General features: G+C 75.2%; 7 protein-coding genes and 1 pseudogene. 1 reads left to right on the forward strand and 7 read right to left on the reverse strand.

Annotation, left to right across the window (positions count from 1 at the left end):
- Window positions 1–728: 728 nt before the first annotated feature.
- Window positions 729–1,907, forward strand: a pseudogene (locus AB0761_RS08140) (serine/threonine-protein kinase); the annotation flags it as partial.
- Window positions 1,908–2,579: 672 nt separating this feature from the next.
- Here the strand turns inward: AB0761_RS08140 and AB0761_RS08145 are convergent.
- The 7 genes from AB0761_RS08145 to AB0761_RS08175 all read right to left on the reverse strand — a co-directional run bounded on the left by AB0761_RS08145 (window position 2,580) and on the right by AB0761_RS08175 (window position 13,266).
- On the reverse strand, window positions 2,580–3,053 hold the full coding sequence (locus AB0761_RS08145; protein WP_377268293.1) for a carboxymuconolactone decarboxylase family protein: 474 nt from the start codon (window positions 3,051–3,053) through the stop codon (window positions 2,580–2,582).
- Between the two features lie 186 nt (window positions 3,054–3,239).
- Window positions 3,240–4,388 carry a glutamate--cysteine ligase gene (locus AB0761_RS08150; protein ID WP_377273969.1) on the reverse strand — a complete coding sequence of 383 codons (1,149 nt, stop codon included), beginning with the start codon at window positions 4,386–4,388 and terminating at the stop codon, window positions 3,240–3,242.
- A gap of 149 nt (window positions 4,389–4,537) precedes the next feature.
- Complete coding sequence (locus AB0761_RS08155; protein WP_377268294.1) at window positions 4,538–5,341, reverse strand: TrmH family RNA methyltransferase; 804 nt, start codon at window positions 5,339–5,341, stop codon at window positions 4,538–4,540.
- Between the two features lie 77 nt (window positions 5,342–5,418).
- On the reverse strand, window positions 5,419–6,645 hold the full coding sequence (gene cobA / locus AB0761_RS08160) for a uroporphyrinogen-III C-methyltransferase (RefSeq protein WP_377268295.1): 1,227 nt from the start codon (window positions 6,643–6,645) through the stop codon (window positions 5,419–5,421).
- A 111-nt stretch (window positions 6,646–6,756) separates the two neighbouring features.
- Window positions 6,757–10,701: a nicotinate-nucleotide--dimethylbenzimidazole phosphoribosyltransferase gene (gene cobT, locus AB0761_RS08165; RefSeq protein WP_377268296.1), complete on the reverse strand. Its 3,945-nt coding sequence runs from the start codon at window positions 10,699–10,701 to the stop codon at window positions 6,757–6,759.
- A 486-nt stretch (window positions 10,702–11,187) separates the two neighbouring features.
- Entirely contained in the window at window positions 11,188–12,480 is a 1,293-nt protein-coding gene (gene cbiE, locus AB0761_RS08170; protein ID WP_377268297.1) for a precorrin-6y C5,15-methyltransferase (decarboxylating) subunit CbiE, read from the reverse strand.
- 144 nt (window positions 12,481–12,624) lie between these two features.
- Window positions 12,625–13,266 (reverse strand): GNAT family N-acetyltransferase, encoded by a 642-nt coding sequence (locus tag AB0761_RS08175; RefSeq protein WP_377268298.1) that lies wholly within the window; start codon window positions 13,264–13,266, stop codon window positions 12,625–12,627.
- Window positions 13,267–13,436: the final 170 nt, after the last annotated feature.

Consider the following 13,436-nt stretch of genomic DNA (forward strand, 5'->3'; position numbering starts at 1 on the left):
GACGGCCGGGGCTGCCACACCCCTGCCTCTCGCACCCCGGTGCGGGCGGTCGCCCTGCTCCGGGACCGGCTGTGCTGATCCTGTCTGTCCGTGCTGCTTGCGCTGTGTCTGCCTGCGCTGTGCCTGCCTGTGCTGTGTCTGCCTGCTTGTGCTGTGCCTGGCGCGGTGGACGGTGTACCTCGGGGGACGAGCGTCCCGTCCACCGCTGGTCACCACCGTATGTGCGGTGCGGGCACCGGGTCCTCATGCCCGCGTACCGTCCTTCCGGCATCCCGGAGGATGACCCCGGCCCCTCGGCCGTACTACCAGAGACGGAGGCGCCGGGCCCCGCACCCCGAGGCAACCCTGAGAGCAACCCCGAGGCGCCGCGTCCGCGGGCCGCGATCACGGTGCTGATCTGCACTCCTTCCCTCCCGTCGAGGGTAGCTGACGGTCAGTCAGGCATACCTTTCGCGACCTTCGAACGGACCACCGGGGACAACCGCCGGCTGCACCCCCGGACCGTCGCGGCCGGCCGGTCGCGGCAGGGCACGGACGGGCCGGTTCCCCTCGGTTTTCCGGCGTCTGCGGACGGGCCGGGCGGGCCGGGTCGAAGACCTCACGATCCGACAATCCCGTCGCCTGCACAGGCGTTGCGTATCAGCACACCACTGGAGCCAGTCCGTAAGCTGTCCCGGGAAGAGATCAGGCGATGCCCCGGTGCGGGGGATTGAGGCGGCGGGAAGCGTATGGCGTTGATGCGGCTCCGAAGGGAGGATCCGCGCGTCGTCGGCTCCTATCGGCTGCACCGAAGACTGGGCACCGGCGGGATGGGAGTGGTCTACCTCGGCTCCGACCGCCGTGGGCAGCGGGTGGCACTCAAACTGATCCGCGCCGAACTCGCCGGGGACGCCGAGTTCCGCACCCGCTTCGCCCGCGAGGTCGCCGCCGCCTCCCGCATCCGGGGCGGCTGCACCGCCCGGCTGGTCGCCGCCGACATCGACGCCGAGCGGCCATGGCTGGCCACCGCCTATGTGCCCGGTCCCTCGCTGTACAAGCGGGTCGGCGACGAGGGACCGCTGGCCTGGCCCGAGGTGGCGTCCATCGGCGCCGCGTTGGCCGAGGGCCTGGTCCATGTGCACGAGGCCGGGGTGGTGCACCGCGACCTCAAGCCGTCCAACATCCTGCTCTCCCCCAAGGGCCCGCGGATCATCGACTTCGGCATCGCCTGGTCGCTGGGCGCCAGCACGCTCACCCATGTCGGCACCGCTGTGGGCTCCCCCGGCTTTCTCGCCCCGGAGCAGGTACGCGGTGCCGCGGTGACCCCCGCCACCGATGTCTTCGCCCTGGGCGCGACCCTCGCCTACGCGGCCACCGGGGAGTCCCCCTTCGGCTCGGGCACCTCCGAGGTGATGCTCTACCGGGTGGTGCACGAGGAGCCGGACCTGGCCGCCGTACCGGGGCCCCTGGCCCCGCTGATCCGCGCCTGCCTGGCCAAGGAGTCCGCCGACCGGCCGGGGGCGGTGCAGCTGCACGAGCGGCTGAGGGAGCTGGCCGCCCGCAGTGACGTCACGCCCCCCGGCCGCGTCGCCCAGCAGCCCGGACGCACACCTGCCACGCCTGCACCCCCTCCGCCGGCGCCGGCGGAGGCCCGCAGGCCGCCCCGGCCCCCGGCGGCGGCCGACCGCCCCGCGCCCCGCCGCCGCCCGGCGGGCCAGGCGCCCACCGCGCCCATGCCGCACACGCCCTCCGCGGGCGGCCACCCCACCCCCGCGGGCAGCCGCCCGCGGCCCGGCGCCGACCGGCAGCGGACGCCCGCTCCCGGCCGCACACCGCCTGACCGGCGGCGGCTGCTGCGCCAGCGGCTGGTGGTCTTCGTCACGGTGACACTGGGGGTGGCCCTGGCCATCGCAGCCGCCCAGGGCTGCCACGACCGCAACCAGGACCAGGGGCTGCGCAGACCGCAGGGGGTCCGCACCGGCCACCGGCCGTCGGTCGACGGGGCGGCGCTGCTCTCCCCCACCCCCGACGGACCGGCGGCCACCGGGAACGGCTGGCTGTCCCCGTCGGCCGAGGCGCCACCCGAGGTCGACTGGGCCAACCGCACCTATCCCGACCCGGGCGACGGGTCGGCGATCCGGCTGCGCAACGGCCTCGCCGTACGCGACGGCGCCCAGGTGTCGCTCACCACCGTGCTCTCCGCCCGCTACCGCGGGGCCCCGGCCGCGGTGGTGGTGCTCAACCGCACCGAGGGCGCGCCCGGTCGACCTGGTGGAGGTGTTCGGCTTCTCCGGATCCGATCCCGTGCTGCTGGCCGCCCGGACCTCGGCGGCCGACCCGGGGGCGGCAGCGGAGTGGCGGATCGCCCGCGGCTCACTGCTCCGGGAGGAACGGGTTCCCGGCCAGGCGTCCACCACCGCCACCCGTTACACCGTGCGAGGCGACGGCACCCTCGAGGAGGCCTGGCCCGGCGCCGGTGCGACCGGTAACTAGTGCCGGGCGGGCGACGCCCTTCCACCGGCGGGACCTGTCGGACGAGCCCCCGCGCAACGCCCCGGACCCCGTCGCAGGGTGCCCGGGGCGTGCGCCGGACCGGTGGGTCATCCGAACTGGCCGGGTTGGTAGTCGCCGGCGGGCTGCTGCACGATGACATTCAGCCGGTTGTAGGCGTTGATCACGGCGATGAGCGACACCAGGGCGGCCAGCTGGTCCTCGTCGTAGTGCTTGACGGCGTTCGCCCAGACCTCGTCCGGGACGCCGCCGGCCGCGTCGGCGATGCGGGTGCCCTGCTCCGTCAGTTCCAGGGCGGCACGCTCGGCCTCGGTGAAGACCTTGGCCTCCCGCCAGGTCGCGACCAGGTTGAGGCGCAACGAGGTCTCACCTGCCTGTGTGGCGTCCTTGGTGTGCATGTCGGTGCAGAAGGCGCAGCCGTTGATCTGGCTGGCGCGGATCTTCACCAGTTCCTGCGTCGGGGCCGGCAGCCCCGAGTCCGAAACCACCTTGCCCGCCGAGGCGATGTACTTCAGGAACTTGGCCGAGTTCGGGTTGCCGAAGAGATTCAGGCGAGCATCCATGGTGAACTCCTTTGTGCCCTTGCTGATGAGTGCACATCTCTGACGGAACAGCCCGGCGACATGTGACAGGGTCCGGTGTGAGCTGTCTCTCCCCTCCCGGGCCGTGGCGGCCGTCGGGCGCGGCGGTTCGCACCGGGGCTTCGAGCCGCCGCCCGGGACCGTCGGCCATCGGCCATCGGTGGAGGGTCAGCTCCCGGCCGGGTCGGTGAGCGCGGTCAGGTGCTCTACCACGTCCTGGAACCGGCTGCGACGGGCGAAGACGGCCTGCTGCCTGGCCGCTCCCCCACCGGAGCGCTCCAGCCGCCGCAGCAGGTCGGCCACGGTGTCCCGGTCGCCCGCCGCCTCCAGGCCCGGCTCGGCATGGCGGAAGAGCTGCCACAGCAGCTCGCCCGCGGGGTGGAGCCTGCCGGTGAGGGGGTCCAGTCCCTGCCCCTCCAGGCCGTCGCGGGCGGCACGCCAGTGTGCGGCGCGCAGCAGGGTGTCATTGACCGGCGGGAGGGGCCGGCCGGCCCGCACCTGGGCGAGCAGCACCCCGCAGAGGCCGCGGACCAGCCCGGCGAAGAGCAGCACCGTGTCCAGGTCGGCGTTGACGTCGGCGACCCTGATCTCCAGTGTCGGATAGTGCTCGGAGAGCCGGGCGTACCAGTAGACCATCCTGCGGTCCAGCAGCATCCCCGCGTCCACCAGGGTGTCGACCATGTCGTCGTAGGCCTTGGCCGAGGTGAAGTGGGGGGTCGGGCCTGCGGTGGGCCAGCGCGCCCAGATGAGGATCCGGGTGCTGGCGTAGCCGGTGTCCCGACCGTGGTGGTACGGCGAGTTGGCGGCCAGCGCCTCAAGGGGGGGCAGCCAAGGGCGCAGCGCATTGGCGACCTGGACGGCCTCCTCGCGGTCCCCGATGCCCACATGGACGTGGCAGCCGCAGACCCCCTCGGCCTGTGCCTCGGCGATGGGACGGAAGCGGTCCGCGAGTCTGCGGTAGCGAGGGGTGTCGGTGACCGGCACCTCGCTCGCGGCGGGGAGCACCGCGGTGCCGCCGGCCATCGGTACGCAGCCCGCGGCGCGGGCGTGGTCGGCGATGCCGCGCCGCAGCAGCCGCAGGTCGGCGCGGAGGTCGGTGAGCGAGGTGCAGGGACGGCTGGCGGTCTCGATCTGGGTGGGGAAGAGCTCCGCCTGGACGCGTTCGGCGCCGAACTCCTCGGCGGCCCGCGACACGACTGCGGGTGCGCACGGCACAGCGACCCCGGTGGTCCGGTCGACCAGCAGGAACTCCTCCTCGACACCGAGGCTGAGGGCGTCGCCTCCGGCGGCCGCTGCCGGGTGGGATGCGCTGCTCAGGGTGGCTCCCTCCGCAGAAGGAGCAGGGTCCGCTCCACCGCTCCGGGTAGATATGCATGCCCGCAGGGCGGGGGTGCCACTCCGGATGGCGTGGTCTGCCGTCCCGTTGGCCCACGGTGCGGCGGCGGAGCCGGGGCCTCAGGGGGGCCTCAGGGGGCGGTGGCGTGGAAGGCCACGGCGGAGGCGGCCGCGACATTGAGCGAGTCCACTCCGCCGCCCATCGGGATGGTCACCGAGAGGTCGGCGGCTGCGACGGTGCGGCGCCGCAGCCCGTCGCCCTCGGTGCCGAAGACCAGGGCGAGCCGCGGGTAGCGGCGGGCGGCGAGTTCCCGGAGATCGATGGAGTCCTCCGCCAGCGTCAGCGCAGCGGTGACGAACCCTGCCGCCCGCAGGGTCTCGATGCCCTGGGGCCAGGGATCGATGCGGGTCCAGGGGACCTGGAGCACCGCGCCCATGGAGACCTTCACCGAGCGGCGGTAGAGCGGGTCCGCGCAGCGGGGGGTGAGCAGCACGGCGTCGATGCCCAGGGCGGCCGCGTTGCGGAAGGCCGCGCCGATGTTGGCGTGGTCGACGATGTCCTCGAAGACGGCGACCCGGCGGGCGTCCGCGATCACCGCGGCGGTGTCGGGCAGCGGCTTGCGCTGCATGGACGCCAGCGCGCCACGGTGGACGTGGTAGCCGGTGACGGCCTCGGCGAGTTCCGGGGTGGCGGTGTAGACGGGCGCCTCGGACGCCTCGATGACATCGCGCATCACCTCGGTCCACTTGGCGGTGAGCAGCATCGACCGCATGCGGTAGCCGGCCGCCAGGGCGCGTCTGATCACCTTCTCCCCCTCGGCCATGAAGAGGCCCTCGGCGGGTTCGCGGCGCCGCCGCAGCTCCACATCGGTCAGGGAGGTGTAGTCGCCCAGGCGGGGGTCTGCGGGGTCCTCGACGGTGATGATCTCTGCCACCCCACGATCCTGCCTGTTGAGGGGCGGGGACGCCAAAACCGGTGCCGGGCCGGGCCCGGTACCGGTGGTGACAGGGGTCAGCCTGCGAAGACGGAGACCACCTCGCCGATGACGACCACGGCGGGCGGCCGGACGTCCTCGGCGGCAACGGTCTCGGCGACGGTGGCGAGGGTGGCGTCGATCCGGCGCTGGGCCGCGGTGGTTCCCTCCTGGACCACGGCGACGGGGGTGTCCGCGGCCCGCCCGTGCGCGATCAGCGTCGCGGCGATGGCCTCGATCCGCTCGACGGCCATCAGCAGCACCAGGGTGCCGCGCATCCGTGCGGCGGCCGCCCAGTCCACCAGGGAGCGAGGGTCGTCGGGGGCGACATGGCCGGAGATCACGGTGAACTCATGGGTGACCCCGCGGTGGGTGACCGGGATCCCGGCGGCGGCGGGGACGCTGATGGAGCTGGAGATGCCGGGGACGACGGTGACCGGGACGCCGGCCTCGGCGCAGGCGATGACCTCCTCCATACCGCGGCCGAAGACATAGGGGTCGCCGCCCTTGAGGCGGACCACGAACTTCCCGGCCCTGGCGTGCTCCAGCAGGGTGCGGTTGATCACCTCCTGGGCCATCGCCCGGCCGTAGGGGATCTTGGCGGCGTCGATCACCTCGACATGCGGGGGCAGCTCGGCGAGCAGCTCGCGCGGGGCGAGGCGGTCGGCGACCACCACATCGGCGTCGGCGAGCAGCCGCCGGCCGCGCACGGTGATCAGGTCGGGGTCGCCGGGGCCGCCGCCGACCAGGGCCACGCCGGGGGTGCGCTCACGGTGGTGGCGGGCGCTGACCGTACCGTCGCGCAGGCCCTCGACGAAGGAGTTGCGCAGCGCGGCGGAGCGGCGGGGGTCACCGGAGAGCACCGCGACGGTGACCGACCCGTCGCGGCCGGTGGCCGGGGTCCAGGCGGTGGCGGCGCCGGCGTCGTCGCTGCGGGCGCAGAACACCCGGAGCTCCTCGGCCTCGGCGCTGACGGCCGCGTTGACCTCCGGGTCGTCGGTGGCGACCAGGGCGTACCAGGCGCCTTCGAGGTCACCCCGGGCATAGCCGCGCGGGTGCCAGCTGATCTCGCCGGCGTCGGCCATGGCCTGCACCGCCGGGGTGGTGGCCGGGGAGACCAGGTCGACACGGGCGCCGGAGGCGATCAGGGCGGGCAGCCGCCGCTGGGCCACCTGGCCGCCGCCGATGACGACGACCCGGCGTCCGTCGAGGCGCAGGCCCACCGGGTAGGGGGTCGCGTCGGGGCTGGGGGTGGGCGCGGCCATGGCGGGACTCCTGTGCGTGGTGGGGAACGGGGTCGGTGGCGATACGGATGCGGCTCCGCAGCCGGTGCGCCCTCGGACCGGCTGCGGAGCGGTGTGCCGCGGTGGGCGGGGTCAGCGCTTCTCGGTCACCCCGGCGGAGTCGAACGTTGCCACATCGTGCATCGCCCGGGCTGCGGACTGCACCACCGGGAGGGCGAGCAGCGCACCGGTGCCCTCGCCGAGCCGCAGGTCGAGGTCGACCAGCGGGCGCAGACCCAGCTTGGCGAGCGCCGTCTTGTGGCCCGGCTCGGCGGAGCGGTGCCCGGCGATGCAGGCGGCGAGCACCTCGGGCGCGATCGCCTTGGCCGCCAGCGCGGCGGCGCCCGCGATCACACCGTCCAGGATCACCGGGGTGCGCAGCGAGGCGGCTCCCAGCAGCAGGCCGGCGATGGCGGCGTGCTCCAGGCCGCCGACGGCGGCCAGGACGCCGACCGGGTCCCCGGGATCGGGCTTGTGCAGCTCCAGGGCACGGCGGATGACCTCGACCTTGCGGGCGTGGGTCTCGTCGTCGATCCCGGTGCCCCGGCCGGTGACCTCGGCCGGGTCTGCGCCGGTGAAGACCGAGATCAGCGCGGCGGCCGGGGTGGTGTTGGCGATACCCATGTCTCCGGTGATGATCACCTTGTTGCCGGCCGCGACCAGGTCGCGGGCGGTCTCCACACCGATCTCCAGCGCGCGCAGCGCCTCCTCCCGGCTCATCGCCGGGCCCTGGGTCATATCGGCGGTGCCGGGACGGACCTTGCGCGGCAGCAGTCCGGTGGTACGGCCCTCCTGGACCGGTGCGGGCAGCTCCGCGGCGACGCCCACGTCGACCACGCAGACCTCCGCGCCCACCTGGGCGGCGAAGGCGTTGACCACCGCTCCCCCGGCGAGGAAGTTGCCCACCATCTGGGCGGTGACCTCCTGGGGCCAGGGGGTCACTCCCTGGGCGTGCACACCGTGGTCCCCGGCGAAGATCGCCACACAGGCCGGCTCCGGGATCGGCGGCGGGCACTTGCGGGAGAGCCCGCAGAGCTGGGCGGAGATTATCTCCAGCATGCCCAGTGAGCCGGCCGGCTTGGTCATCCGCTTCTGGCGGTCCCAGGCCTCGCCGAGCGCCTTGGCGTCCAGCGGGCGGATCCCCCGCAGGGTGTCCTCGAGAACGCTGTGCGGCTCCTCGCCGGGCAGTGCCCGGTTGCCGTACTGCTCCTCGTGGACCACCCAGGAGAGCGGGCGCTTCTTGGCCCAGCCGGCCTGCTGGAGCTCCGGCTCGTCGGGGAAGGAGTCGACATACCCGACGCAGAGGTAGGCCACCACGTCGAGGTGCTCGGGCAGGCCGAGCTCGCGGACCATCTCGCGCTCGTCGAAGAAGGAGACCCAGCCGACGCCCAGCCCCTCGGCGCGGGCGGCCAGCCAGAGGTTCTCCACGGCCAGGGCGGCGGAGTACGGCGCCATCTGCGGCTGGGTGTGGCGGCCCAGGGTGTGGCGGCCGCCGCGGGTGCGGTCGGCAGTGACCACGATGTTGACCGGGGTCTCCAGGATGGCCTCGATCTTGAGGGCCTTGAACTGCTTCGCCCGGCCCTTGGGCAGCGAGGCCGCATAGGCGTCGCGCTGCCGCTCGGCCAGCTGGTGCATCCGCTTGCGGGTCTTCGCGGAGCGGATCACCACAAAGTCCCAGGGCTGGGAGTAGCCGACGCTGGGGGCGGTGTGAGCGGCCTCCAGGACCCGGATCAGCACATCGTGCGGGATCGGGTCGCGGCGGAAGCCGTTGCGGATGTCGCGGCGCTCGCGCATCACCCGGTGCACGGCCTCGCGCATGGACTCCTCGTAGCCTGCGGCGGCCGGTCCCTGGGGCTCCTCGGGCTCGGGCAGCAGGTCCTCCCGCTCGGGCAGCGGGGCCTCGGGCTGCGCGGCCTCGGGCTGCGGCTGGGACGGGGCCACCGCCTCGGGCTCCGGCTGAGCCTCGGGTGCCGTAGGGGCCTCGGGTGCCACGGGGGCCTCGGGTGCCATGGGGACCTCGGGTGCCACGGCGTCGGCCGGGGCGGGCGGCTCCACGGCCACGGGTGCCTCGGTCGGCTCGGCGTCCAGGGTGGTGACGGTGCCGTCGGCGGCCACCGCATGGACGGTGGGCCGAGGGGACTCCTCCTCGGCCGGTGCCGCCGCGGGGACGGGCTCGACGGCAATGGCCTCGACGGCGGCCGGGGCCGCCTCGGCCGCCGGCGCGGAGTCGGACGCCTCGGGCTGCTGCGGCTCGACGGGTACGGCCGCAAGGTCGGCCGGCTGCTCGACGGCCGGCGCTTCGGGGACGGGCACGGCAGCCTCGGCCACCACGCCCTCGGGGCCCGCCGTCCAGAGGCTCGCGCTCTCGGGAGCTGCACTCTCAGGAGCTGCACTCTCGGACACGACGGCCTCGGGCACGACGGCCTCGGGCACGACGGCCTCGGGCACGGCGCTCTCGGGCAGGACGGCCTCGGGCACCGGCGTCGACTCGGGGGCGACCGGGTCGGCGGGTACGGGGTTGGCGGGTACGGGGGCGGCGAGCCCGGCAGCATCGTCCTGGGACGACGGGGCCGCCGCGGGAGCCGGCGTCACGGCCGGTTCCGGGGCCTCGGCCTGCGGCACGGCGACCTGCTCCACGGGCTCCACGACGGGCTCGACGACCGGGGTCACGGCCACCGGTGCGGCGACCGCCTCGGACACCGCGTCATCGGCGAGGGCCTGCGGCACCGGCCCGGCCTCGGGCGCCGTGGGCTGCGCCGTCTCGGCCGCCGACGTGGGCACGCCCGCCTCCGCGACCGGCGTCTCCGACAGCCCCGGCGCTGGGGGAACCGCCAGGAATGCGGCGATCCGGCTGGGCGGGCCGTCAGGGGACGGCGAGGGCGAAGGGATGAGCGGCTCGGGCCGGCCCCGCTCCGGGGCGTTCTCCGGCGAGCCGCCCGGGGACGGTACCGCCGCCAACGGCGCCGGGTGCGGCACCTCGGGGGCCTGCGACACGGTCTCCACCGCGATGGCGGACGGGGACGGCTGCTCGACGGCTGCCGTCCCGGCCGGGGCCTGCGCGGGGACAGGGACAGGGGCGGCCTCGGCCGGTGCGGCAACCTCGGCCACGGCGGGGGCCTGGGCGGCCTGGGCCTGCTCGGCCGGCACGGCAGCGGACGCGGCGGCCGGGACAGCGGGCTGCGGCGCGGGCGCCACGGCTGCAACGTCGGCGCCACCGACCGACTGCGGCGGCACCAGCCGGATCCCGTACCCCTGGGTCTCCCCGCTCGACGGGCCCCGGTCGGCCAGCGAGCGCACCGGAACCTGACCGGTCATCAGCGACGGGTCCGGGATGGGCGGGCCGGCGTGCAGCGGCCGCCGGGGCGCGGCGGCGGCAGCGGCTGCCGCCGATGCGGCAGACGGGGACGGCTGCTGCGCCGGAGCCTGGACCGGCGCCGCCGCGGGGGCGGCAGGGGCAGGCACGGTGAAGGGGTCGGCGGGGGCCTCCGGTACGGCGGCCTGCTCGGCCTGCGGCACTCCGGGCTCCGCCGGGGCGGCCTGCAGGGCGGCCCCGGCCTCGGCGGCCGCAAGCACCGCGGCGTCCGGCGGGGCCAGCGGCGGCCAGGAGGGGGCGATGGGGGTGCCGACGTACGCGGCGGCGTCCTCGACGGTGACGGTGCGCAGCGGCATGGTCTCCGCGGGGGAGCCGCCGAGGTGCGGCTGGACGGGCAGCGGGGTGCCCTCGGGCGGGGTCTGCTCGCGCAGTGCCGCCTCGCTCCAGGAGCCCTGCGGACCGGGCATCAGCAGCACGTCCTCCTCCTCGTCCAGTTGGTCGGGCCCGCCCAGTTGGTCGGGCTCGTCGAGGAAGGTGAAGGAGGAGTGCATCGCGGGAGCGGCCCCCGGGACGGTTTCGGGGCCGGGGCCGAAGGGATCGGGACGGAAACCGGCGCCTGCCGCCTCCGCGGGTGCGCCGACCGGCTGGTACGCCGGGTCGGGCCCTGCTTCGGCGAGCGGGCGCTCCGGCAGTCCCTCGCCCGGGACGTGGCCGGTATCGGTCATCTCAGAAACTCCTTCCAGGGCCGCGTAGGCGTCCTTGGTGGCGCGGTCGCTGACCACGGCTCCCGACCGCTGGGGCCGGGTCGCGGTCGGACCCGCCTTGTCGCGTGTGTCGGCGGCCGCGCAGGCACGGCAGCCGTGGTCCCGTCCGGTCCTCCGCTCCGCAGACGGCCGATCGGACGACCGACCTGCCGCAACAACAACGACGGACCCGGGGCAACCGGCACGACCGCCCCCAGACATCAGGGCATTCTTCCGGCCCGGCCCGCCTGGCGGCACACAAGCACGCGATCACCCGGTGTGGGCTCCGCCACGTCCTGGTCGGGATCCGGGGTCGCCGGTTCCTGGCCGCCGCACCGCCGCGGAGACAACCGAGATGCCACCCTACCGGCCGGGGCGGACATCGGGTCAGGGAGGTGCCCCTTCCAGGATGGTGTGCCCGCCTTCGTCCAGATCGTGGACGGCCGAAGGTTTACGGTGGAGGGTCGTTCAGCCGGTCCGTCGGCCCCACACCAGGAACACCGGGCAGGTGGGGGCGAGCAGTTGGCCACCGCCCGGCGGCTCCTCCGCGGGCAGCAGCGCCGAGGCCTGGACCAGTGCGCCCTCGGCGCGGTAGCCGGCCACCGCGAAGGCACGGCGGAACTCCTCGGCCTCCGGCAGGGTGCGCGGTGCGGCCACGACCCGCTCGGGGCGGCGGGCCAGACAGGCCGTGAGGACCGCGGCGGAGCTGCGTTCCACGGCGACCACATCGGGTTCCGGGAGTTCGCCGAGCACCTCGGGCGGGGTCCCGTGGACCACCTCGACCTCGACGCCGTAGCGGCGGGCGTTGACCGCGGTCCGGCCGCAGGCGTCGGCGTCCGGGTCCACGGCTATCACCGCGGCCCCGAACCGGGCGGCCTCCACCGCGAGGGCGCCGCTGCCGGAGCCGACCGTCCACACCAGGTCACCCGGGCGCGGGCCGAGCCGGGCGAGCATCAGCGCGCGGGCCTCCGGCGGGAGGGTGTCGGGGGCGGGGGCGCCGGGCCGGTCGGCCTCGGTCTCGGGGGCCGTCGCGGAAAGGCCCGCTGCGCGGTCACGGGCGGCGTACGCCTCGGCGTCCAGCGCCCAGCCGCGTATCGCGTCGGGGTAGTCGACGGGGCGCCCGGCCAGCCAGCCGGCCGCCTCGGTGCCGGTACGGGCGTGGCCGCCCACCACCAGCACCACATTGGGGTCGCGCCAGACGTGGTCGGGCACCCGGTCGGAGGTCAGCACACTGATCTCCTCGTCGGGGGTGCCCAGCGCCTCGCAGACCACAAAGGTGCGGTGCACATCGCGGAGCATCAGGGCGAGTTCGGTGGGGCCCGCCCCGGGGGCGGTGAGGACCGCGACCTTGGGGTTGGCGCGGCAGACGTTGGCAGCCCTGCGCAGCCGCCTGCCGTGGGCGCTGACCACCTGGGCGTCGTCCCAGGGCATCCCGGCCCGGGCGAAGGCGGCGGCCACGGAGGAGACGGCGGGCAGCACCTCCAGCTCCAGGCCGAACTCCGGCCTGCGCAGGGTGCGCACCACACCGAAGAAGCCGGGGTCCCCCTCGGCCACCACCACGGCGGCGCCGCGGTGGTCGGCGATCCGTCGGGCGGCGAGCTCCACACTGCCCAGCGCCATCCGCTCGGCGCCGCGCGGCAGTTCCAGCGCGGCGAGCTGGTAGGGCGCTCCCGCGACCAGGGTGGCGGCGCCGAGCGCCGCGCGTGCCGCCTCCGTGAGCGGCGTGCCGTCCCACCCGATGACCGTGACCCGGTCAGCCATTCCGGCTGTTCTCCCTCACTGTCCGTATCGACCCGGGGTGTGACGGCTCCGGGGCCCGCTCGGGGTGCGCGGGCGGTGCCTCCGCCGCCCGCCGCACCCGCGCGAGGAGCGTACCGGTAACGATCAGTGCGGCGCCCGGCGGTGTCAGGCCCAGCTGGCGTAGCGGTCGTCGGCCAGACCGTCGGCGGCACGGCCGCCGGGGAGCTCCATGTCCTCGGGGAGCAGGCTCCAGAGGATGAGGTCGGTGCGGGTCTCGTCGTCGCTGCCGCTGCCGGGCTCGGCGCCCCGCACAATCCAGGCGCTGCGCAGCACCCCCTCGCTGATGCAGCCGGCCTTCTGGGCCACCTGCTGGGCTGCGGTGTTACCGGCGGCGGTGCGCAGCTCCAGCCGTTCGAACCGCTGGTCCTCGAAGAGCCACTGGGCGACGCCGAGCAGGGCCTCGGGGGCGTAGCCCTCGCCCCGGGCCCAGGGGGCGGTGACAAAGGCGGCCTCGGTGGTGCGCAGCCGCCAGTCGGTGCGCTGCAGATGGATCACCCCGACCATCCGCTGGGTGAGGTTCTCGGTGACGGCGAAGGCGATGCCGCGGCCGCGGGCCCGGTCCTCGGCGGCTGCGGTGTGCACCCAGGTGCGGGCGTGGTGGGCGCCGTACGGATGGGGGGCGGCGGTCCAGCAGCGGACCAGCTCGTCGTTCATCATCTCCACCAGGCCCGGGACGTCCTCCTCCTCGAAGGGGCGCAGCAGCAGCCTCTCGGTGCTGATGGCGGTCTCGGGGAAGGTGGATGCCATGGCCGTCTCTCCTCGCCGGGTCGTGCACTCACGTTACGCCTCGCGCGCCGGTCGACGGTTCGGCGGCGTTGGCTGGGGTGATCATGCTCCACCGGCACGGCCGCCGTCACCACGACCCGGCCCGGACGGAGTGACGCGCGGATACAGCAGCATGCAGCATCCGGGGTCGC

Origin of the sequence: Peterkaempfera podocarpi, assembly GCF_042466665.1 — a bacterium.
In the GTDB taxonomy this organism is placed as follows: Bacteria; Actinomycetota; Actinomycetes; order Streptomycetales; family Streptomycetaceae; genus Peterkaempfera; species Peterkaempfera podocarpi.

Coding starts and splice junctions, on each gene's coding strand:
- AB0761_RS08145 (WP_377268293.1), bottom strand. CDS start 3,053: ATGGATGCTCGCCTGAATCTCTTCGGCAACCCGAACTCGGCCAAGTTC.
- cobA (WP_377268295.1), bottom strand. CDS start 6,645: ATGGCCGCGCCCACCCCCAGCCCCGACGCGACCCCCTACCCGGTGGGC.
- cobT (WP_377268296.1), bottom strand. CDS start 10,701: ATGACCGATACCGGCCACGTCCCGGGCGAGGGACTGCCGGAGCGCCCG.
- cbiE (WP_377268297.1), bottom strand. CDS start 12,480: ATGGCTGACCGGGTCACGGTCATCGGGTGGGACGGCACGCCGCTCACG.
- AB0761_RS08175 (WP_377268298.1), bottom strand. CDS start 13,266: ATGGCATCCACCTTCCCCGAGACCGCCATCAGCACCGAGAGGCTGCTG.